This window comes from Ruegeria sp. CH8 (assembly GCF_056536985.1).
Genome location: NZ_JBQFQR010000010.1, coordinates 86,289 through 107,789, shown reverse-complemented (window position 1 = coordinate 107,789; position 21,501 = coordinate 86,289). Strand labels below are relative to the sequence as shown.

General features: G+C 59.4%; 23 protein-coding genes. 9 read left to right on the top strand and 14 right to left on the bottom strand.

All coding sequences use genetic code 11. The features are described from left to right. The first annotated feature begins 18 nt into the window (after positions 1 to 18). From napG to ACR0ER_RS13060, 5 genes are read left to right on the top strand one after another with little or no spacing between them, the layout of a single operon-like run. The gene (napG, locus tag ACR0ER_RS13080; RefSeq protein ID WP_480769311.1) at positions 19 to 837 is read left to right on the top strand and encodes a ferredoxin-type protein NapG; all 819 of its coding nucleotides are present in this window, start codon (positions 19 to 21) and stop codon (positions 835 to 837) included. Beyond that, complete coding sequence (gene napH, locus ACR0ER_RS13075; RefSeq protein ID WP_480769310.1) at positions 834 to 1,751, top strand: quinol dehydrogenase ferredoxin subunit NapH; 918 nt, start codon at positions 834 to 836, stop codon at positions 1,749 to 1,751. The genes napG and napH overlap by 4 nt, the downstream gene beginning before the upstream one ends. Positions 1,752 to 1,763: 12 nt before the next feature. Beyond that, positions 1,764 to 2,201, top strand: a complete 438-nt coding sequence (locus tag ACR0ER_RS13070; protein ID WP_170330591.1) for a nitrate reductase cytochrome c-type subunit — start codon at positions 1,764 to 1,766, stop codon at positions 2,199 to 2,201. A gap of 29 nt (positions 2,202 to 2,230) precedes the next feature. Continuing rightward, complete coding sequence (locus tag ACR0ER_RS13065; RefSeq protein WP_170330594.1) at positions 2,231 to 2,932, top strand: NapC/NirT family cytochrome c; 702 nt, start codon at positions 2,231 to 2,233, stop codon at positions 2,930 to 2,932. A gap of 12 nt (positions 2,933 to 2,944) precedes the next feature. Then, positions 2,945 to 3,202 carry a hypothetical protein gene (locus ACR0ER_RS13060; protein ID WP_170330596.1) on the top strand — a complete coding sequence of 86 codons (258 nt, stop codon included), beginning with the start codon at positions 2,945 to 2,947 and terminating at the stop codon, positions 3,200 to 3,202. A 66-nt stretch (positions 3,203 to 3,268) separates the two neighbouring features. On the opposite strand, the gene ACR0ER_RS13055 is transcribed toward ACR0ER_RS13060, so the two are convergent. Together ACR0ER_RS13055 and ACR0ER_RS13050 are read right to left on the bottom strand one after the other, a co-directional pair. Beyond that, positions 3,269 to 4,303, bottom strand: coding sequence for an NADP-dependent oxidoreductase (locus ACR0ER_RS13055; protein WP_480769309.1), 1,035 nt, complete (start codon positions 4,301 to 4,303; stop codon positions 3,269 to 3,271). 91 nt (positions 4,304 to 4,394) lie between these two features. Continuing rightward, positions 4,395 to 5,312 carry a GlxA family transcriptional regulator gene (locus tag ACR0ER_RS13050; RefSeq protein WP_480769308.1) on the bottom strand — a complete coding sequence of 306 codons (918 nt, stop codon included), beginning with the start codon at positions 5,310 to 5,312 and terminating at the stop codon, positions 4,395 to 4,397. A gap of 98 nt (positions 5,313 to 5,410) precedes the next feature. Here ACR0ER_RS13050 and ACR0ER_RS13045 point away from each other — a divergent pair, with 98 nt between their 5' ends. From ACR0ER_RS13045 to ACR0ER_RS13035, 3 genes are all read left to right on the top strand, one after another. Next, positions 5,411 to 6,571, top strand: a complete 1,161-nt coding sequence (locus tag ACR0ER_RS13045) for an acyl-CoA dehydrogenase family protein (protein ID WP_480769307.1) — start codon at positions 5,411 to 5,413, stop codon at positions 6,569 to 6,571. Between the two features lie 101 nt (positions 6,572 to 6,672). Further along, complete coding sequence (locus ACR0ER_RS13040; RefSeq protein ID WP_480769306.1) at positions 6,673 to 8,688, top strand: acetate--CoA ligase family protein; 2,016 nt, start codon at positions 6,673 to 6,675, stop codon at positions 8,686 to 8,688. A gap of 3 nt (positions 8,689 to 8,691) precedes the next feature. After that, positions 8,692 to 9,471 carry a carnitinyl-CoA dehydratase gene (locus tag ACR0ER_RS13035; protein ID WP_480769305.1) on the top strand — a complete coding sequence of 260 codons (780 nt, stop codon included), beginning with the start codon at positions 8,692 to 8,694 and terminating at the stop codon, positions 9,469 to 9,471. Between the two features lie 4 nt (positions 9,472 to 9,475). On the opposite strand, the gene ACR0ER_RS13030 is transcribed toward ACR0ER_RS13035, so the two are convergent. After that, entirely contained in the window at positions 9,476 to 10,717 is a 1,242-nt protein-coding gene (locus ACR0ER_RS13030; protein WP_480769304.1) for an acyl-CoA dehydrogenase family protein, read from the bottom strand. Between the two features lie 209 nt (positions 10,718 to 10,926). Here ACR0ER_RS13030 and ACR0ER_RS13025 point away from each other — a divergent pair, with 209 nt between their 5' ends. After that, a complete protein-coding gene (locus ACR0ER_RS13025) occupies positions 10,927 to 11,535 on the top strand; it encodes a GntR family transcriptional regulator (RefSeq protein WP_480769303.1) in 609 nt (202 codons plus the stop codon). A 6-nt stretch (positions 11,536 to 11,541) separates the two neighbouring features. On the opposite strand, the gene ACR0ER_RS13020 is transcribed toward ACR0ER_RS13025, so the two are convergent. From ACR0ER_RS13020 to trhA, 11 genes are all read right to left on the bottom strand, one after another. Next, the gene (locus tag ACR0ER_RS13020) at positions 11,542 to 12,300 is read right to left on the bottom strand and encodes a methyltransferase domain-containing protein (RefSeq protein ID WP_480769302.1); all 759 of its coding nucleotides are present in this window, start codon (positions 12,298 to 12,300) and stop codon (positions 11,542 to 11,544) included. Continuing rightward, positions 12,297 to 12,917, bottom strand: coding sequence for a pimeloyl-ACP methyl esterase BioG family protein (locus ACR0ER_RS13015; protein ID WP_480769301.1), 621 nt, complete (start codon positions 12,915 to 12,917; stop codon positions 12,297 to 12,299). Before ACR0ER_RS13015 ends, ACR0ER_RS13020 begins: the two co-directional genes overlap by 4 nt. Next, positions 12,914 to 14,200 carry an adenosylmethionine--8-amino-7-oxononanoate transaminase gene (bioA, locus tag ACR0ER_RS13010; protein WP_480769300.1) on the bottom strand — a complete coding sequence of 429 codons (1,287 nt, stop codon included), beginning with the start codon at positions 14,198 to 14,200 and terminating at the stop codon, positions 12,914 to 12,916. The genes ACR0ER_RS13015 and bioA overlap by 4 nt, the downstream gene beginning before the upstream one ends. Then, the gene (gene bioD, locus ACR0ER_RS13005) at positions 14,197 to 14,817 is read right to left on the bottom strand and encodes a dethiobiotin synthase (RefSeq protein ID WP_480769299.1); all 621 of its coding nucleotides are present in this window, start codon (positions 14,815 to 14,817) and stop codon (positions 14,197 to 14,199) included. The genes bioA and bioD overlap by 4 nt, the downstream gene beginning before the upstream one ends. Further along, a complete protein-coding gene (locus ACR0ER_RS13000) occupies positions 14,814 to 15,947 on the bottom strand; it encodes an 8-amino-7-oxononanoate synthase (protein WP_480769298.1) in 1,134 nt (377 codons plus the stop codon). Before ACR0ER_RS13000 ends, bioD begins: the two co-directional genes overlap by 4 nt. After that, the gene (gene bioB, locus ACR0ER_RS12995) at positions 15,944 to 16,924 is read right to left on the bottom strand and encodes a biotin synthase BioB (RefSeq protein ID WP_480769297.1); all 981 of its coding nucleotides are present in this window, start codon (positions 16,922 to 16,924) and stop codon (positions 15,944 to 15,946) included. Before bioB ends, ACR0ER_RS13000 begins: the two co-directional genes overlap by 4 nt. Positions 16,925 to 17,102: 178 nt before the next feature. Then, positions 17,103 to 18,104, bottom strand: coding sequence for a sterol desaturase family protein (locus ACR0ER_RS12990; RefSeq protein ID WP_480769296.1), 1,002 nt, complete (start codon positions 18,102 to 18,104; stop codon positions 17,103 to 17,105). A gap of 62 nt (positions 18,105 to 18,166) precedes the next feature. Continuing rightward, positions 18,167 to 19,567 carry a DUF4856 domain-containing protein gene (locus ACR0ER_RS12985; protein WP_480769295.1) on the bottom strand — a complete coding sequence of 467 codons (1,401 nt, stop codon included), beginning with the start codon at positions 19,565 to 19,567 and terminating at the stop codon, positions 18,167 to 18,169. A gap of 331 nt (positions 19,568 to 19,898) precedes the next feature. Continuing rightward, complete coding sequence (locus ACR0ER_RS12980) at positions 19,899 to 20,405, bottom strand: hypothetical protein (protein WP_480769294.1); 507 nt, start codon at positions 20,403 to 20,405, stop codon at positions 19,899 to 19,901. Further along, the gene (locus tag ACR0ER_RS12975; RefSeq protein ID WP_480769293.1) at positions 20,402 to 20,611 is read right to left on the bottom strand and encodes a hypothetical protein; all 210 of its coding nucleotides are present in this window, start codon (positions 20,609 to 20,611) and stop codon (positions 20,402 to 20,404) included. The genes ACR0ER_RS12980 and ACR0ER_RS12975 overlap by 4 nt, the downstream gene beginning before the upstream one ends. Before the next feature lie 180 nt (positions 20,612 to 20,791). Continuing rightward, the gene (trhA, locus tag ACR0ER_RS12970; RefSeq protein ID WP_480769292.1) at positions 20,792 to 21,460 is read right to left on the bottom strand and encodes a PAQR family membrane homeostasis protein TrhA; all 669 of its coding nucleotides are present in this window, start codon (positions 21,458 to 21,460) and stop codon (positions 20,792 to 20,794) included. Between the last annotated feature and the right edge of the window lie 41 nt (positions 21,461 to 21,501).

Here is a 21,501-nt window from a genome sequence, read left to right as displayed (position 1 = left end):
ATCGCAAAGGTAGTCCCCATGTCCCTGACCGGTACTCCTCTCTCGCCGCAACGGCGCCGATTCCTGCAGGATTCGACGCGCGCGGCAGGCGGCTGCGTGGTCGCCGGGTCCTTGCTGGCCTGGTTGGCCCGCGATGCCCGCGCGCTGCCGGCCGAAGCATTGCGACCGCCCGGCGCATTGCCGGAAGAGGAGTTCCTGTCGGCCTGCATCCGCTGTGGGCTATGCGTGCGGGACTGCCCTTACGATACCTTGAAACTGGCAGAACTTGGGGTCGATGCGGTTGCCACCGGCACACCTTATTTCACGGCACGCAATGTGCCGTGCGAGATGTGTGACGATATCCCCTGCGTCGCCGCCTGCCCCACCGGCGCGCTGGATCCGGGGCTGGACAATATCGACGATGCCAAAATGGGCGTTGCGGTTCTGGTCGATCAGGAAAACTGTCTAAACTTCCTCGGCCTGCGCTGCGATGTCTGTTACCGCGTCTGCCCCGTCATTGACGAGGCGATCACGCTGGAAACCGCGCATAACGACCGGTCCGGTCACCATGCGATGTTCATTCCGACCGTCCATGCCGACCGCTGCACCGGCTGCGGCATGTGCGAGAAAAGCTGCGTTCTGCCCGAAGCCGCGATCAAGGTTCTGCCCGCCCGATTGGCGCGCGGCAGTAGCGCGGATCACTACCGCAAAGGTTGGGAAGAAAAAGAGAGCCATGGCGGTCCCCTTGTGGACGGCCTGATCGACCTGCCCGACCGCCTGCCGGGACCGGGCACGGACAATCTGGCCACGCCGGGCGGCTTCGCTCCGTCTTATGACCTTCCGGGGGCAGGACAATGAGCGCCCGCACTCATCTTCCTGTCGGCCAAGAGGCTGTCGCCACCAAAGGCTGGATTGGCGCGCACCGATTCCTGCTACTGCGTCGCACAAGTCAGTTGTTCTTTCTGATCCTGTTCCTGCTGGGCCCCTGGTTCGGCATCTGGATCGTGCAGGGCACGCTGGCGGGGTCGCTGACCCTTGGCGTGTTGCCTTTGACTGATCCGTTGGTGCTGTTGCAAAGCCTCGTGGCCGGTCATTGGCCCGAACTAACCGCGTTGATTGGTGGGTTGATCGTTCTGGTCGCCTATGCGCTGATCGGCGGCCGCGTCTATTGTTCCTGGGTCTGCCCGATCAACCCGGTGACCGACGCCGCCAACTGGTTGCACCGCAAACTGGATCTGCCGAAAGGCTGGCAACCAAAACGCAACACGCGCCTTTGGGTGTTGGCGACGGTGTTGATCGTCTCGGGCCTGACCGGCGTGATCGCATGGGAGTTGGTCAACCCGATCACCATGCTGCACCGCGGGCTGATCTTTGGCGCCGGTTTCGTCTGGGCTCTGGTTGCTGCGATCTTCATCTTCGATCTGGTCGTCGCGCGCCACGGCTGGTGCGGCCATATCTGCCCGGTCGGCGCCTTCTACGGCTTGATCGGCAGCAAAAGCCTGCTGCGGGTCAGCGCCGCCAACCGGACCGCCTGTGACGATTGCATGGATTGCTATGCCGTCTGCCCAGAAAACCAGATCATATCCCCCGCGTTGAAGGGCAAGCCCGGCACGACACCACTGATCCTGTCGCCGGACTGCACCAATTGCGGCCGCTGCATCGATGTCTGCGCCGTCGATGTCTTCAAATTTACTCACCGGTTCGACGACCAGGTCGTCGCACCTTCCGATCCAGTTCCCGCGCCCGAGCCGCGCGAAGCCAGACCTATCTAAGGGAGTGCCAAGATGAAAAAATCAATTGTGACAGGCGGAATTGCCCTGATCCCCGTTTTGCTCCTGAGTGGGTTCGCCCTTGCCCAGTCAGCCCAGGTGGAAACTCTGCGCGGGGCAGATGTAGATGAGCCAATCCCTCTGCATCAGATCCACAAAGATGTAGAAGGACGGATGCAGCGTAACTATCGCCAACAACCTCCGCTAATCCCGCATTCAATCGAGCAGTACCAGATCGACGTGCGCACCAACCAATGCCTGTCCTGCCACGACTGGACCAAAGCAGGCGAGCGCAACGCGCCAACCTTGTCGATGACCCACTATCTGGATCGCGACGGCAACGAGCTGGACCGTATCGCGGGCACCCGGTATTTCTGCAATCAGTGCCACGTGCCTCAGGCAGATGCTCCTGCGTTGGTCGACAACGTGTTTGAACCCTCGTCCGGCAACTGATCCAACGCAAGTCTGAAAGGAGCACCAACATGGCAGACTCCCCCGAAAATCGCGGTTGGATTGGCCGCATCTGGAACGCAATCTGGACACCGGCTGTCATGTTCAGCTCGGGCTTTCTGGTGTTGGCAGGTTTTCTCGCCGGCATCCTGTTCTGGGGTGGGTTCCACTGGACGCTGGAACTGACCAATACCGAGGAATTCTGTACCTCGTGCCACACGATGGAAACCAATCTGGGCGAATACCGCGAGACGATCCACTACAACAACCACTCGGGCGTGCGCGCGATCTGTTCCGATTGCCACGTGCCGCATGAGTGGAACCACAAGATCAAGGCCAAGATCATGGCCGTCAAGGACGTCTATCACGAGATGGTCGGCACCATCAGCACGCCTGAAAAATACGAAGAACACCGGCTGAGCATGGCCTCGGCCGTCTGGAAAAAGATGAAGGCGTCGGACAGCCGCGAATGCCGCAACTGTCACAATTTCGACTATATGGACTTTACCATCCAAGAAACCCGCGCCGCATCCGAACACCAGCGCGCAATCGACAACAACATGACCTGCATCGACTGTCACCAGGGCATCGCGCACACTCTGCCGCCGAACTACCTTGAGACCTATCAGGAAATCACCGAAGAACTGGCTGGTGAACCCTCGGGCAAGCTGCAGCATCAGGTGGCGGATGGCAGCGCTGAAATCCGGTCATTCCTGGCCAATCAGGCGGAATAAGAGGGGCAAGACATGCTGGAACTTCTGGGAACAATCGGGGCCAACATTATCAGCCTGCCGGGTATTCTGGGCCTTGCGCTGGGGATGATGACGCGGCGTGTTTGGCTGGGCGCACTGATGGGTGGCGCGGTTGGCGTGATGGAAACGCTGGTCTTCGCGCATTGGAACTTTGCCAATGTCGAAACGATCGAACTTTTGATTGCCGTGGTCGTAGGTCTGTGCGCGGGCTCGCTGGGTTCAGCCATCCGCATCAAGGGCACAACAGCGTAAATATATCAACATCATCAATGTTCACCCGGTGTTTGGCATCGGGTGAACGCATTTTGGGGGTAGGCTTTACGCCCCTACATTAACCACCATTTTGCCGAAGTTACCGCCGCTCAGCAGTTGGTTCAGGGCTTCGGGCGCGTTTTCCAACCCGTCGACCATGTGTTCCTTGTACTGGATCGACCCGTCGGCAATCCATCCGGTCATGTCGCGGCGGAACTCTTCGTAGACCTCGCGCGTGAAGCTATCGAAAATGATGAAACCCTGCATTTTCACCTTCATGCGCAACAGCGTGCCCATGATTGCTGGACCCATATCCGGACCTTCGGGAAGCCCCGGCAGGTTATACCATGCGACAACACCGCAGACCGGCATCCGCGCAAATGGGTTCAGCAGCGGCAACACCGCATACAGCACCTTGCCGCCAACATTTTCAAAATAGACATCAATCCCGTCCGGGCAAGCCAGTTTCAACTGCTCGGCAAAGTCCGGCGCCCTGTGGTCGATACAGGCATCGAACCCAAGATTTTCTACGATATGCGCACATTTCTCCGCACCACCGGCGACGCCCACAACCCGGCACCCTTTGAGCTTTGCGATCTGCCCGACAGTCGCGCCCACAGGCCCGGCAGCGGCCGCAACTACAACGGTTTCACCGGGCTTCGGCTCACCGATTTTCAGCAGACCGGCATAGGCGGTATAGCCGGGCATCCCAAGGATACCCAACGCCCAGGACGGGTTTTGCGGGGATTTGCCAAGGTTCATCACCTCGGTCCCGTCCGAGATTGCATAGTCCTGCCAACCGCTGCCCGACAGGACGTAATCTCCGGCCTCAAACCCCTCAAGATTCGACGTCACCACCTGCCCCACGACCTGAGAGGTCATGACGCCACCAATGGCCACGGGTTCGGCATAAGACTTCGCATCGTTCATACGCCCGCGCATATACGGATCCAGAGACAGATAAACTGTGCGCACCAGCATCTCATTCGGGCCGGGGGTCGGAACCTCTGTCGTGGTCAGGCGCAGCGTGTTTTCGTCCGGCTGACCGCTGGGGCGTTCATTCAAAACGATCTGCCGGTTAACGTCTGTGGATTGGGTCATGTTCAGACTCCTTTGTTTTGGGTCTCGTCCTGCGACTTGGGTTTGCATTGCTACTGTGCAGAAAGCGTAAGGCTCCGCAACGTCATATACCTTAACTGCCGCTGCGGAACGCGGTTGGCGTCTGCCCGAACTCGGCCTTAAAAGCTCGGGTCATGGCGCTGGCATTTTCATAACCGCAGCGCCCGGCGATTTCGGCTATGGATTGTTCCGTCTCTTCCGCCAGTTTTCGCGCAAGGTTTAGACGCAGACGCCGGTACAACGCCTGCGGCGTGGTTTTCAGTTCGGCCTGTATCCGCACCTCGATCCGTTTCTGCGAGCACCCGATTTTGCGGGCGACTTCTTTGATCGGCAGCGGCGTTTCCAGATTCGCCTGCATCACGGTCAGAGCGCGATTGACCAGGCTGTCTTCGGATTTCAGCGGCAGCGCATAGTGATCCGCGCCGCCCCGGCTCATCAGCAGATGCGCGACCTCCATCGACAACAGCGGCCCGTGATCGCGGCGAATAAGGGCCGAGGCCAGATCAAACGCCGCCATCGCTCCGGAACAGGTCAGCCGATTGCCGTCGATGACGTATCGCTCCTGAACCGCGTTGACCGCCGGAAAGGTCTCTTCGAACCGGGCCAGTTCATCCCAGTGAATCGTCGCCCGGTGATCGTTCAGCAACCCGGCCCGGGCCAACAGCCAGCTGCCGGTGTCCAGTCCCGCCAGCTGCGTGTGCCGTCCTGCAGCCGAAAGGATCGCACGAATGGTGTCACGTGTGTCCAACTTGAGATAACCATAGGAGGGCATAACCACCAGCACGTCACCGCGCTGATCACCCAAGGCCCCATTCGGCGTGACGGCAAGGCCGCTGGAGCTTTCAACCACCTCTCCGTCAATCGAACAGAATCGCCACGCATAGAGATCCTGCCGTGCCAAAGTGTTCGCAGCACGCAACGGCTCGACCATGTTGGCAAGGCAGTGGTTCGAGAATCCGTCGAAAATCAAAATGTTATATTGCCGGGTCAAATTTTTTCCAACTCTGCACGATCTCGAACCAACTCTGCATGTCGTGAAAATGCGCAATGCCGTTTCTTGCGTCAATCACCTATCTAAGGATACGCGCCATGCAGTTTGGTCTGTCAGAAGAACAGGAAATGATCGTTTCGACTGTTCGCAGCTTCGTCGAAAACGAAATCTACCCGCACGAGGCCGAGGTTGAACGCACCGGTCAGGTCCCGCATGAGCTGGGCGAGCAGATCAAGCAGAAGTGCATTGATCTGGGTTTTTACGCCTGTAACTTCCCCGAAGAGGTTGGCGGCGCCGGTCTGTCGCATTTCGACTTCACGCTGGTCGAGCGTGAACTGGGCCGTGGTTCAATGGCGCTGACCCATTTCTTTGGTCGCCCCCAGAACATCCTGATGGCCTGTAACGACGAGCAGCGTGAACGTTACCTGCTGCCCGCCGTACGTGGTGAGAAAATGGACGCGCTGGCAATGACCGAGCCGGACGCAGGCTCGGATGTGCGTGGCATGAAATGTCAGGCGGTGCGCGATGGCGGTGACTGGGTCGTTAACGGATCGAAACACTTCATCTCGGGCGCGGAACACGCGGATTTCTTCATCGTCTTCATCGCCACCGGTGTGGATGAGACCCCGAAAGGCCCCAAAAAGCGCATCACCACCTTCCTGGTCGATCGCGGTACCCCGGGGTTCGAGGTCAAGGAAGGTTACAACTCGGTCAGCCACAAGGGCTACAAGAACTACATCCTGTATTTCGACAATTGCCGCCTGCCCGACGCGCAGGTTCTGGGCGAGGTCGATGGCGGTTTTGCCGTGATGAACGAATGGCTTTATGCCACCCGCCTGACGGTTGCGGCCTTCTCGGTTGGTCGTGCGCGCCGTTGCTTTGACTATGCTCTGAACTATTCAGCCGAGCGTAAGCAGTTCGGTCAACCCATCGGCAAGTTCCAGGGCATCGGTTTCCAGATCGCGGACATGATCACCGAGATCGACGCCGCCGACTGGCTGACCCTGTCCGCCGCGTGGCGTCTGGACGAGAACCTGCCGTCGAACCGCGAAATCGCCTCGGCCAAGCTGTACGCGTCCGAGATGCTGGCGCGGGTCACCGATACGACTCTGCAAATCTATGGCGGCATGGGCCTGATGGATGACTTCCCGATCGAACGCTTCTGGCGCGATGCCCGGGTTGAGCGCATCTGGGATGGCACCAGCGAGATTCAGCGTCACATCATCAGCCGCGATCTTCTGCGTCCCCTCGGCGCATAAGACCACGCTACTGCGGTGAGCGGGCTCTGGCATCAAATGCTCTCACTCTGCCAGAGTCCGCTCTCCGTCGTTTATTTCCAACGACACGATCAGGATCGTCGATGAACAGAGATCTTACCCGGCTGCTGCGCCCGAAATCCATTGCCGTCATTGGGGGCGGCGCCTGGTGCCAACAGGTTATTCTGCAATCGGAACGCATGGGCTATGCGGGTCAAATCTGGCCGGTACATCCCAAGGCCACGGAAATCGCAGGCCATACGGTTTATGGGCACCTCGAAGACCTGCCCGAGGCCCCCGACGCCGTGTTCATCGGCATCAATCGCCACGCCACGATCGAAGCGGTTCACATCCTGTCCAGCATGGGTGCCGGTGGCGCGGTGTGTTTTGCCTCGGGCTTTTCCGAGGCTGCGGCCGAAGATGATACGGGCGGAGACCTGCAGGACCAGTTGATCGCTGCTGCCGGTGACATGCCCATTCTGGGGCCAAACTGCTATGGTTTCATCAACGCGTTGGACGGCGCGCTGCTGTGGCCCGATCAGCACGGCGCGAGCCCGGTAGAAAAGGGCGTCGCGATCCTGACGCAAAGTTCGAACATTTCGATCAACCTGACCATGCAAAAGCGCGGTCTGCCAATTGCCTATATGGTGACCTGCGGGAACATGGCGCAAACCAGCCAGGCCGAAATCGCCTCGGCCCTGATCGACGATCCACGTGTAACCGCCGTTGGCCTGCATATCGAGGGCTTCAAGGATATCCGCGAGTGGGAAGCGCTGGCCGCCAAGGCGCACAGCAAAGGTATCCCGCTGGTGGCGGTCAAGGTTGGCGCATCGGAACAGGCGCAAGCGGCGACCGTGTCGCACACCGCGTCGCTGGCAGGCAGTGATGCCGGAGCGCAGGCGTTGCTTGAACGGCTTGGCGTCCCGCGTCTGTCAGCCCTTCCCGATTTCCTTGAAACGCTGAAACTGCTGCATTGCTATGGACCGCTGCCGGGCGGCAACATCGCCTCGATTAGCTGTTCGGGGGGTGAGGCCAGCCTGATCGCCGATATGGCCGTGGGCACGGGCCTGACTTTCCCGCGCTTGACCGACGACAAGAATGCCCACCTGCGCGATGCCCTTGGTCCCATGGTCGCTTTGAACAACCCGTTGGATTACCACACCTATATCTGGCGCGACGAAGAAGCGATGACCAAGGCGTGGTCCGGCATGACCGGCGACGATATCGACCTGACCTTCTCGATCGTCGACTACCCGACCACCGACCCGACCGACTGGACCTGCGCATCGCGCGCGGCGATGAAAGTCCGTGCGGAGACCGGCGCGCGGTTCGCAATTGCCGCGACGTTGCCGGAACTGCTGCCCGAAGACGTTGCACAAGAACTGATGGCCGGGGGCGTTGTACCCTTAATGGGTTTGGGCGAAGCACTGGCCGCCACCCGCGCGGCAACCCAGATCGCGGCACCATCCACGCATCCCGTTTGGCTGCCCGGCACCGCCGAGGCGAACCGGACGTTGACCGAAGGCGCATCCAAGCAGGCGCTGGCGGATTGCGGGTTGCGCATTCCGCAAAACCGCACCGTGCGCGGCCCGGAAGAAGCTCAGACCGCAGCGCAGGAAATGGAGGCACCCTTCGCCGTGAAAGGCGTTGGTCTTGCCCACAAATCCGAACATTCCGCCGTTCGGCTAGGCGTTCAGGCCGAAGACGTGGCAGTTGTCGCCACCGATATCGGTACCAACGAGATTCTGGTCGAAGAGATGATCACCGGAACCGTTGCCGAATTGCTGGTCGGAGTAGTCCGCGATCCGGCGCACGGCTTTGTGCTGACCTTGGGCGCAGGCGGCGTTCTGACCGAGGTTCTGCGCGATACCGCATCCCTGCTGGTTCCCAGCTCGCCCGATGATATCCGGGCCGCGCTTGGCAAGCTGAAAATCGCACCGCTGCTTGCGGGCTATCGCGGCCAACCGGCGGCTGATATGGATGCGATCATCACCGCGATTGAAGCCGTTCAGGCCTATGTCATGCAAAATGCCGACACGCTTGGCGAGGTCGAGATTAACCCGCTCCTCTGCACGCCCGACAAGGCCGTCGCGGTGGATGCCCTCATCAGAAAGGCCTGAGATATGGACCCGATCAAAACCCGCCGCGAAGGGGCGATCCTTGAGGTGACGCTGGACCGGCCCAAGGCCAACGCCATCGACCTGGCCACTAGCCGCAGAATGGGCGAGGTCTTTGCCGAATTCCGTGACGATCCGGAACTGCGCGTGGCCATCATTACCGGCGCGGGCGAGAAGTTCTTCTGCCCCGGCTGGGATCTGAAAGCCGCCGCCGATGGCGATGCCGTTGACGGTGACTATGGCGTTGGCGGTTTCGGCGGCCTGCAGGAACTGCGCGATCTGAACAAGCCCGTGATTGCTGCTGTGAACGGTATCGCCTGCGGTGGCGGGCTGGAACTGGCGATCTCGGCGGACATGATCATCGCCGCAGAACACGCCACCTTCGCGCTGCCCGAAATCCGCTCGGGCACCGTGGCCGATGCGGCCAGCATCAAGCTGCCCAAGCGCATCCCCTATCACATCGCCATGGAGCTGCTGCTGACCGGTCGCTGGTTCGATGCCGAAGAAGCCAACCGTTGGGGTCTGGTGAACGAAATCGTCGCGGCCGACCAACTGATGGACCGCGCGTGGGAACTGGCCCGTTTGCTGGCCTCGGGGCCGCCGCTGGTTTACGCCGCGATCAAAGAGGTTGTCCGCGACGCCGAGGACAGCAAGTTCCAGGACGCGATGAACCGCATCACCAAACGCCAGTTGCGCACCGTCGACGTGCTTTACGCCAGCGACGACCAGTTGGAAGGCGCCCGCGCCTTTGCGGAAAAACGCGATCCGGTCTGGAAGGGCAAGTAAAAGATCAGCGCTTCGGAGGTGTCAGCCATTGCGCTGACATGCCGAAGTTCGACTCTTTCAGCTCTTGCTTTGCGATGGCCTGCAGATGCACCTCATCCGGGCCATCCGCATAGCGCAGCGCCCGCGCCCAGGTATAGCTGTCGGCCAGCGGCGTGTCCGGCGTCATGCCCATGGCGCCAAAGACCTGCATCGCACGGTCGGTTACGGTGGCGTGCACATTGGGCGCCACCACCTTGATCAGCGAAATCTCACGCCGCGCAGCCTTGGCGCCGACCTGATCAATCTTCCACGCCGCTTGCAGGGTCAGCAGTCGCGCCTGATCGATCTCAAGCCGTGATTTCGCGATCCATTCCCGGATCACCCCCTGCTCTGACAGCTGCTTGCCGAAGGTCTTCCGCTCCTGCGCGCGTTCCACCATCAGCGACAGCGCCATTTCGGCGGCACCGACCGAACGCATACAGTGATGGATGCGCCCCGGCCCCAACCGCGCCTGCGCCAGAGCAAACCCACTGCCTTCTTCGCCCAGCAGATTGCCGGCGGGAACGCGCACATCCTTGAAGACCAGCTCTGCATGGCCCTCGGGATCGTGCATGTTCAGGATCGTCGGGTTACGCACGATCTCAAGACCCGGTGTGTCCTTGGGCACGATCACCATGCTCTGCTGCTTGTGCCGGTCAGCATTCGGATCGGTCTTGCCCATGACGATGAACATCTTGGTGTTCGGGTGGCAGGCATTGGTAATGAACCATTTGCGGCCGTTAAGGACATACTCATCCCCCACGCGCCGGATCGAGGTGGTGATATTGGTCGCGTCCGAGCTGGCTACGTCCGGTTCCGTCATCGCAAAGGCTGACCGGATTTCACCGTTCAGCAACGGCAACAGCCATTCCTCGCGCTGCCCGGGCGTGGCGAACATATGCAGCAATTCCATGTTGCCGGTGTCCGGCGCACTGCAGTTGAACACTTCGGAGGACCACGTCACCTGCCCCATTAGCTCGGCCAGCGGGGCGTATTCCAAATTGCTCAGCCGCGTGCCGGGTTCATCGTCTCGTAATGAGGGCAGGAACAGGTTCCACAACCCTTCAGCCCGGGCCAACGCCTTGAGATCCTCCATGAAAGACACAGGAAAGTTACCCGCCTCGATCTCTTCCTTGTGGTCGCGGATGCGCGGATAGATATGCGCCTCCATAAAGCGTTTTAGTTGGTCGCGGTATTCCACGGCGCGAGGTGACAGGGCAAAATCCATAGTGGTCCCTTTTTAGACTGTTGCAACAGGCCGTTCCTTGTACCCTAGACGTGCGGCTTGCGTTTGTGAAACCTGCTTGAGAGGTCTCAGCCGCAAGTGCCGTAAGGTCACTCCGGGTGCCGCCACAGCCCACCCGTTCACAGCTCTGTTGCTCAACCTTCTGCATAACGGTAAGCGTCTGTGAACACGTGAAATGAACCGAGGGTCAGGTGTCCGTGCAGCAGATCAAGAAATCGGATGACATCGCTGACAAGCTGTCGACGCGGATTGTCCAGGGGGCGCTGAAGCCCGGTGAAAAGCTGCGACAAGACCTGATCGCGCGCGAGTTCGGGGTCAGCCAGGTGACCGTGCGCGAAGCCTTGCTGAACCTTGCCTCCAAAGGGCTGACGGTTGCCGTGCCGCGCCGTGGGATGTGTGTGGCGCCGATGGATCAGAGTGCCATTCAGGAGCTTCGCGTGATGCGCCGCGCGCTGGAACCGGTCGCGTTGCTGCATTCCGTGCCCAACCTGACAACCAATCAGATCGCGCTGATCGAACAGGTTCACGAAGACTGCGACGGGGCCACCACCGCGGATGATTGGGAGGATGCCAATCAGCGCTTTCACATGGCCGTCATCGCCGCCTGCAACATGCCGCGCATGATCTCAGAGATCAAAAACCTACAAGTGCTGTACACATGGCATTTCAACAATCTGCACACCGCCAAATGGCGCCAACGCGCAGACCCGGATCATGCGGCCATTCTGGCCGCCATCAAAGACCGGGACGCGGCCAAGGCCCATTCGGTGATGCAGCGCCACCTGACACGGTTGGCCTAGGCAGGATCAGCCGGGTTTGCGGGCGATGATCCATGTCGGGTGGTAGGTCAGCGGAACGCCGGACTCGCCCCCGAACTGTCGGATATAGTCATTGGTGAAGGCCATCAGGCTGGACTTGGTCCAGGTTTTACGCGCGCGTCCATTTACGCCGGTCCGGCGCAGGTGCTCCAACACTTTGCGGGGCGAGGAAAAATACATCTGCCGTTCCACCTCTCCGGCGGAGACAACATCCAGAATGCCCTCGACAGCAGTAGTCAGAACGTCCGGCCCACACAGCCCCGGCGCTTTCGCTGCCGACCCGACGTGAACCAATTCGTGGTATTGCTGGGGACCAAACCCCGAAACGGCAAGCCAGCCTCCGGGTGCCAATCCCATCGCGGCCCGGCGCAGGAAGGCGGCAGGGTCGGGAAGCCACTGGATCATCGAGGCCGACGCGATCAGATGCGGTTGCGCTGGCCACGCGACAGTCTCGGCATCGCCGCACAGGAATTCGGCACCAAAAGTGGCGGCGGTCTCATCGGCCTCTGGCGAGAGATCATTGACCGTGAGCCTGTCGAACGCGAAATGCTCGCAAAGCTGTTGCGTCAGGTGACCAGTGCCGCAGCCGAATTCCACAGCCGAGGCGAAGTGCTGCGGCGCGCCGCCATCGCGCAGGTCCTGCGCCAAGCGATCCGCGATCTTAGCCTGCTGACCCGCCGAGTCGTGATAGGTCATGAAACTACGGCTGAAGCTGCGCTGGACACGGTCAGTCAACTGAGCGTTCATGCGATCCACTCATTCCAGCTTTGACCGGCGGCGAAGGGCGCATGCGGTGCGGAAATCTCGCGCACCGCGTCCGGCTGACCGGCCCATGCGGCCTGTTGCGCACGGGTGGGAATGATCCGATCCCGCTGCGGAATCCAGATACGGTCGAATTTGAGGTTCGGTGCTTTGCCACGTTCGATCACCGCGTGAAGCTCGGCTCGCGCGGCGTCGATATCGATATCGGGGACAGGTCCCGCCAATCCGGCGCGGCGACAGAACTTGGCGAAACTGCCGGTACTTAACTGGTCCGCCGTGGCGCGGATCATTTCCGGCGCGATGCCGTGATCAACATCGGCTGGGGACAGAGTGCCGCTGACGGCAATCAGTCGATCCGGCTGAAGCCCTGTCCGCGTCAGCCAGTGCGCTGATGAGGGCACACCAAAGGAAAAGGCGATCAGGGTGACCCGATCATATTGCGCGACGTCGTTTAGCGAGTTGTCCAATTGGGTGTAGTCATCCACAAACAGAACGTCTGAATCGCCCGAAAGGTCGTTGAAAGGCCCAGGCCCAAGCGCCCAGCCTCCGAAAACCAACAGCACCTCTTGGGTGCCCGAGCGGGACAGCCACTGCTGTTTCATGACGCGCCTTTCGCCAAGGATACCATGGCTGATGTCACACGGCTCAGCTCATCCGAAGAGATGATGTAGGGCGGCATACAATAGATATTTCGCGCAAAGGGGCGCAGCCAGACGCCGGTTTCCAGCGCCAACCCATGAGCCACGGACGGATCGACCCAATCGTCCATTTCAATGACACCGATGGCGCCCAAAACACGCACATCCGAGACCCCCGGCAATCCGCGCGCGGGTGCCAGTTCGTGTTCCATCTGGTCCTCAATCCCGGCCACTTCGGATCGACAATCCCGGATCGACAACTGCTCCAGACTGGCAACAGCCGCTGCGCAGGCCAGCGGATTGGCCATGTAAGTCGGGCCATGCATCATCACACCGGCCTCGCTTTCGCCAATGCGGCGGGCAACGGTTTCGGTCGTGACCGTCGCGGCCAGCGTGATGTGGCCCCCGGTCAACGCTTTGCCCAGACACAGGATATCCGGCACCACACCCGCATGGTGCAGCGCAAACAGCTCTCCGGTGCGACCGAAACCGGTGGCGATCTCATCGAAGATGACCAGCACGTCATGGGCCTTGCACAGTTCATGCGCCCGTTGCAGCCATGTCGGGTGATAGAAATACATCCCGCCCGCGCCTTGGACGACCGGCTCAAGGATCAGGCCCGCGATCTGGTCGGCTTTGGTATCCAGCAATTCTTCCAGCGCATTCAGCCCGTTCAGGTCACCATCCTCGGACCAGTCCTGACCAAAGGCGATCTGCGGGCGCGGCAGGAAGTGCTGCACCGACAGAGCGCCCGCGAACAGCCCGTGCATCCCGTTGACCGGGTCGCAGACGCTCATCGCTTTCCAGGTGTCGCCGTGATAGCCGCCGCGGATGGTGGCGAATTGCGTGCGCCCCTTTCGGCCCTGCGCCATCTGGTATTGCACCGCCATTTTCAGCGCTACTTCGATGGCGACGGAACCGCTGTCGCTGTAGAAGATACGGTCCAGCCCGTCAGGCAGCAGGTCGATCATTCTGCGACCCAGTTCGATAGCCGGGGAATGCGTGAGTCCGCCGAACATCACATGCGGCATCTGATCCAATTGCGCCTGCATCGCGCCGATGATGGCTGGGTGACGATGCCCGTGCACGGCGCACCACCATGAAGACATGGCGTCGATCATTTGGGTCCCGTCCTCGGCCGTCAGCCAGACGCCCTCGGCCCCGGTGATCAGATGCATCGGACCCGGCTTCAGCACGTTGGTATAGGGATGCCACAGATGGCGGGCGTCAAACTCAAGCGGGGTCACAGGGCGCTCCGGATTGTGTCGACGTCGATGGCGCTGAAGGCGTCGGCCAGCGTGTCTCGGGACAGGGTGTCGACGAATGGCAAACGGCCCAGATGGCGGGTGTTGCCCATTTCGGCGATGGTCTGTTCAACATCCGGCTCGGCATCGCCGACAAAGGCCACGCCGACCACATCGCACCCGGCGTTCCGCAGCGCCATCAGAGACAGGGTTGTATGGTTGATCGTGCCCAGAGCGGTGCGCGCAACCAACACGACCGGCGCCTGCCATTGCGCGATCACGTCGAGGAAAAACACCTGACGGTTCAGCGGCACCATCAGCCCGCCCGCGCCTTCAACCACCAGAGGGCCGGGCACCTGCGGCAAGGCCAGACAGGCCGGGTCGATCTCGATCCCCATATCCTCTGCCGACAAATGCGGTGAGGCTGGCATGTTCAGCCGATACGCCTCGGGCAGCACCTCGGCCCCCGTCAGTTCAGCGACGATTTCCGAATCCGTTGCCTCTTCCAGCCCCGACTGCACCGGCTTCCAATACCGCGCGCCGAGGGCGGCGGTCAGACCTGCTGCGAAGATGGTTTTGCCAATGCCAGTATCTGTGCCAACAACAATTACGGTACTCATGCGGCCTCGCTTTGGTGCTGCGCAAGCGTTTCGAACAGGGCGCTGATATCGGCGTTGGACACATTTCCGGTGACAGAAATCCGCAGCCGCGACGTGCCGCGCGGCACCGTCGGAGGGCGGATGCCCCGGACGTCAAACCCCTGCGCCTGCAGGGTTGCGGCCGTCTGCATCGTCCGCGCCTCATCGCCCAGAATGACGGGAATGATCTGGCTGTTCAGCACGTCCTGTGGCACGCCGGTGCGACGCGCCTCGGTATGAGCATGGTGTATTCGGGCATTTACGGCGTTGTTCAGGCTGGTGTCGGATTGCAGATGGTCCAGAACCGCCCGCACAAGGGCCGCGTTGAACGGTGACGGGGCGGTCGCAAAGATAAACGGCCGGGCCCGGTTGATCAGCGCGTCAATCATCACTCGGGACCCGCAGATCAGGCCACCCGCGACACCCAAGCCCTTACCGCATGTGTGCAGTGTCAAAACCTCGGCCGTCAGACCATGGGCCAGACCTTTTCCTTTCGGACCAAAAACGCCTGTAGCGTGGGCTTCATCCACAACAAGAACAGCTCTGTGTTCGATGGCCAGATTGGACAAAGCGTGTAGGGGCGCAATATCGCCCTCCATCGAATAGACACTTTCCACCGCGATCCAAACCTGCCCCGATCCTCCAGTGGCTTGCCAATCCGCGAGAACGCGTCGGGCATCGGCCACGTCGTTATGAGCAAAGGACCGGGTTTCGGCCCGGCCCGTGCGCATCCCTTCATGGGCGCTGGCATGGACAAGATCGTCATACAGTATCAAATCCCCTGCTGCGGGCAGGGTCGAGAAAATCGCCTGATTGGCCTGAAATCCGCCGCCCATGAACAAAGCAGCTTCGGCGCCGAAAAAGGCGGCAGCCTCTTCCTCAAGCGCCTCATGCTCCGGGTGATTGCCGCGCAACAGTCGTGACCCGCCCGAACCTAAAGCCACGCCCTGCTCCAACGCCTTTTGCGCGGCGCGGCGCAACAGCGGTGAGTCCGCAAGGCCCAGATAATCGTTCGAGGCAAAGTCCAAACCACGCCTTGGGGCCAGCGCCCGACGACGATGCCGGGCGTCCAGTGTTTCAAGCATCGAGTGCAGGCGACTCAATGCTTTCATTCAGCCGCTTCCGCACAGCTTTGCCCGGCGACGGTTTCGGCCTGCAGCCCCAGCTTGCTGAACAGGATTGCATCAGTGTCTTCTTCGGGATTCTCGGCAGTCAAAAGCGTTTCGCCCACAAAGATCGAGTTCGCACCGGCGAAGAAACACATGGCCTGCATTTCTTCGGTCATGTCGCTGCGACCGGCAGACAGGCGCACATAAGAATTCGGCATCATGACGCGGGCCGTGGCGATCACGCGTACAAAATCGATCGGGTCGATCGGCTTGGCGTCGGCCAGCGGCGTGTCTTCCTGCGGCATCAGCATGTTGATCGGCACGGATTCGGGCGCAGGACCCATATTGGCCAGTGTGACCAGCATATCGACGCGGTCGCCGATCTCTTCCCCCATTCCCAGAATACCGCCCGAACACACTTTGATCCCTGCATCCTGCACACGGTTCATCGTGTCGATGCGGTCGGCAAAAGTGCGCGTGGTGATGACCTCGGGATAATAACGCTCAGAGGTATCGATATTGTGGTTGTAGTAATCCAGACCCGCGTCGCGCAGACGGATGACCTGATTGTCGTCCAGCATGCCCAGCGTCATGCAGGTCTCCATCCCCATGTCGCGCACGCCTTCGACCATGGCGACCAACGCATCCATGTCGCGGTCTTTCGGCTCGCGCCAGGCCGCGCCCATGCAGAACCGGGTCGCGCCGCCGTCTTTCGCCTTGCGCGCCTCAGTCAGGACACGCTGAACTTCGATCAACTTCGAGGCCGACAGCTTCGAGCCGTTCCGGGCCGACTGCGAGCAATAAGAACAATCCTCGGCGCAGCCACCCGTCTTGATCGACAGCAGCTTGGAGGTTTGGATCTTGTTGGGATCGAAATTCTCTCGATGCACGGTCTGCGCGCGGAACAGCAGGTCCATCAGAGGAAGATCATAAACAGCTTGTGCTGCTTCACGGGTCCATGTGGGGGTGGTGTTTTCCATTTTATCGATAATTTGTCCGAAACTCCATGCCTGCCTTTTCTAATATCGATAAAGCTGCAAATTTCAACTGCTAACTGTCCGATCGGCGATGAGCCGCCCGATAGTCAGGGAAATGCACAAGGGTCACCGACGCCTGTTGGCAGCGTTGTGTCAGATAAAACAGCAGGTCAGCAGCTACTTACGCTACGGGGTCGCGCTCATTCCGTGACCGGCCCTTTATCCCGGCCCGCAACTTCGAAATCCGTCGACGCAAAACGTTTGCGATATCCCGAAAGGGGCGGAAGTAAATGTCGATCAGGTTTGATGCGTGAGCCTCGGTGGCCTTCAGTCCGAAGGTCAGCTTTCTGTCGCGCTCTGACAGGTGCAGCGACCCGAACAGCCAATCCCAGACCGCGAACGCGACGCCAAAGTTCTTATCGTGATGTTCCCGCGCAATCGAATGATGCACCTGATGCTGCGCCGGAGAGATCAGGATATGCTCCAGCCAATGCCAATACCTGATCGAGATATGCGAATGCCGCAGGTTCGAGCCGGTGACGTGGAAGACAAAAGACATCACATTCACGCCCAGAACGGTGTACAGATCGACCGCACTGCCGAAGAAGAACAAAAACACCGCCATCACGGTGCCCTGCGCAACCGCGCCGCGCATTCCGTAAAGAATGCCCTCAAGCGGGTGCGTGCGGTAGACCGTTATCGGTGTCATTGTTTCGGCCGAATGATGAGTTTTGTGGATTGCCCACAGAATTGGCCAGCGGTGCATCCAACGATGCAGAAGGTATTTTGTGAAATCATCGACGATAAAAATTGTGACGGTGAAAAGCGCCACGATCACGCTTTTCGGTGTGTCGTCGAACAGACCGCGTTGCAGAATACTCACGTCATGCAACGCGTAGTACAACGCCGTTGCGATCGCCAGTTGTGACACCAGCAATGGTGAAATGAACAAGGTGAAGACGCGGTTGATTACGAAAATCTTGTAATCCGCCTTGGCCGACGGCGAGAATAGAATCTTGCGGTCAAACACCTCACGCAAGGCCGCCCGGATCGAGGACCGGCGCACCGCCACCAGCCAAACAAGTGCTATCAGGACCGTAAGAAACAGATACCCAACGAAGATGCGCTTCTTGGGGTTTGAAAAATCAGCAAAGACCGAGCCTATTTGATCGAGAAATTCCAAGGGGCCTCTTTCCGCTGAAAACCCGGCGACCATAAGGTCGCCGGAACAGGATCAAAAGACCCTTAGTCGTTCTCTGCCGAAGCATTTTCGCCCAGCTTTTCGGCCAGAGCGGCCAGATCAGCAGTTGCGTCATTGGCGCGGCTTTCGATGCCGAATTTGTCGATCAGCAACTGCTGAACTTTCAGCATGTTGACCTGATACTCATCCAGCGTCATGTCGCGGCCACGAACAAAGTTGCCGTCGGCATCAATGTCCGACACCATTTTGCCGTCAGGCATCGCCGGGCCAAAACCGATCAACCAGTTCAGATCAATTGCAGTGGCACCCAGATTATTCTTGCCCGACTGCAGCGCCATCGAGAAGCCTTTCAGCTCACCCCAATGCTTGGCGTAGTCGCGCAGCGCCTTGTCGGCATCCTCGCCAGACTTGATCTTGTCGATGTCTTTGTAGACCGAACCGGCATATTTGAACGTGGCTTCAGCCAGCGTCTTTTCCCAGTTGGTTTCGATGATGTCAGCGTAGTTCTTCAGTTCAGCACGCTGCGCGTCCGTCAGCGCCTCGCCATTGGCCGAAGCGATCAGGGCACGGCCATCGCGGAACGCATTGAAGATGGTCGCCATGTACTGGGTGTTCTTGTTGCCACCTTTGTCAGCGCCAGCGGCATAGTAGGCCGGACCAAAGACCATCTCGGTTTTCAGGTCGATCACGCCGTCACCGTTGGCATCCGCTGCAGCCATATCTTTCTGCTTGGATACGCCATAGTTCTGCTCGGGCGACAGAGTCACGGAATGTGCTGCGGCACCGAAGTAGCCGAAGGCCTCATCCCACGAATGTTCCTTGCCAGTGTAATGCGCGCCCTCGGAATAAGGCTTGTCGTTGGGTTTGTAGTCGGCTTCCAGCTTTTCGTCGAGGTAGTTATCGACCGCTTGGTTATAGGCCATCGCGCCCAGCGTGAATTTCGAGATCAGCTGACCCCAATCCATGCCGTTCACCGGGTCATAGCCTTGCTCAGATGCCGCCGCCAATTTGATCATCTGCAGCGCAACGTCGACGCCCGACTGGTTGCCCGGCCATGCGGGCATCGCGCCGTTGTAGAACTTGCCCGAGATGTTCTTGCCTGCGGAAATCTCGTTCACAGTCGATTGCATCACCGGGAAGCCGTCTTTGCTTGCTGGTGCAATGATTTCCAGATCTTCTTCGGACCCGTTGAAATAGGCCAGCATCAGCGCTTCGACGTCGGCCGCGTTATTGCCGCCGTCACCTTTGGCCGCCGCTTTCTTCAGGCTGTCATGCAGCACGTGACGCGCGATCTGACCAGTGTACGAAACCGAATTAGTCTTGTCGCCTTCATAGCCTTTCAAAGTGACCGGGAAAGGTCCATAGGCCTGATCGGCCATGGCGGCACTGCTGATCATGGCCGCAGCAACAAGCGCCGAAGTGAGTTTGAGTGTGGGTTTGAGCATGGGAATCCTCGATCTGTCCGACTTTTTTTATCAGGAATTTAATTTCTGAGCCTTTTAGTCGATTACCACCGGGTCAAGTCAACCCCCAAATCATTCAATTCTTGATCCTTGGGCCAGAGCACTACTCTCAGGGCCTACGATAGAACGAACTTTTCAGCTCAGGGGCGCAGCAGTCCCGGATACAGCCCGAAACCCCTTTGAGCACATCGGCACAAACACACAAGGAGACGGAAATGTGCTCGTCGGCGGTCTTCCCAGAGATAATCTCCCCAACACCGCATGAACGGAAATCAACAAGTAACTTCGGTCCGCACGTCGTTAGTATGGCGGCTTATCCCACAACGCGTAGCTTGACCCTACATCGCGCACGTATCGCCGGGGACGCGCCTGCGGGGAAACGGTTGGCGAAGGTCAGGCCCGAGCGAATTACATCCGGGTCAAGGCGACCTTGGGTCAGCACCTCAACCGCTTCACGTGCAGCCGGGGTGTCATCACGGCGCATGAAATGCAGCACATTCAGCAAGTTGGCCTCATCCTCGGTCACAAGAACCCGACTGTGTTCACATAGGGGGTCGATGTGATCAAAGCCATCTTCACGGCAACGAACCACATATTTCAGGAACCGCGCCAGCAAATGCGCGGCCGGCAATCCGATATTGTCACCCCAACGTTCGGCGGCAATGGAATACGCCAGATGCCAGGCCTGGGTCTCGGGGCAGCGCAACGCATCAAGGTGATGGCGGGCGACCGCCAGAACACCGATCTCGAACGTGTCGAACGAATAACTGTCGATCACCTGCATTCCGCCATGCGGCACGGTGCGATACGGCGCGTTCATGCCGAAGTCCTCTGGTTTTGCGGTTTAGATGCTTCCAACTTGACAACATTCTCGGACAATTCGTTCTGCAATTGAGCTTCTTGCGGTGTCGGTGATGCCGCATGGGCTGGAAAGCGAAGATCTTTCTCAATTGCAGCGCGCAGCGCGGGTTTCAGCCCACACCCGTGGGTCCGTGCCAGATCATCAGCCGCCAGAAGCGTGTTCATGATTGTTTTCATTTTCAGTCATCCCGGTGCACGTGCCCGATTTCGCCGTTAAGTGCGCTTGTTTTCGAGGCGTTAAGCTGTAAACGGCCGGGCGTGATTCCATTGGATCTGACTGAGCCGGACGTTATATGAAAAATTACTCAGGTATTGCAACACGCACCATCATCCCAAAACTCAGCCTCAGGCAACCGGATGAGGCCCCAACAGAATTCGGCAAGAGATTGCGACGAAAAACAGCACGCTCCCGGCCAAAACAAACACGTGCCAGATCGTGTTGTGAAAAGGCAGTCTGTCCAGAAGATAGAAAGCAACCCCGACGGTGTAGGCGACACCGCCCGCGATCATCAGCCAGACAACAACCGATGAAAGCTCGGACAGCATCGTTGGCCCGGCCCAGACAACAGCCCACCCCATCATCAGATATAGAGCAAGCCCGAACCATCGAAAGCGACTGGGATCAATCAGCTTCAGCGCAGAGCCCAGCGTTGCCGACGACCACAAGCCAATCAAAAGGCCTGGCCCCTGCCCAGCCGAAAGTAAAAGGAACGGCGTATAGGTTCCGGCGATTTTCACATAGATGCCCGAGTGATCGAGACGGCGCAGCAGGTCGGTCCACCTGTCGTTTTCTATCATGTTGTAAAGTGCAGAAAACGTCAGCATCAGCACCAGCGTGAAGCCATAGATCGAAACACCCAGAACAACCTCGGGCTCGGGCCGGTGAAATACGGTGATTGCAATCAACACGGGAACAGCAACAAGGGCTGAGGTGACACCCAAAATATGCACAACCCCGTCGCTTACACGCTCGGCTCGGGTGTAGGCCGGTCGGATATCTGCGAAGGACCACATAGGCTTAACTTAAGCGCCAAACGGCTTTGGGACAAGTTAGC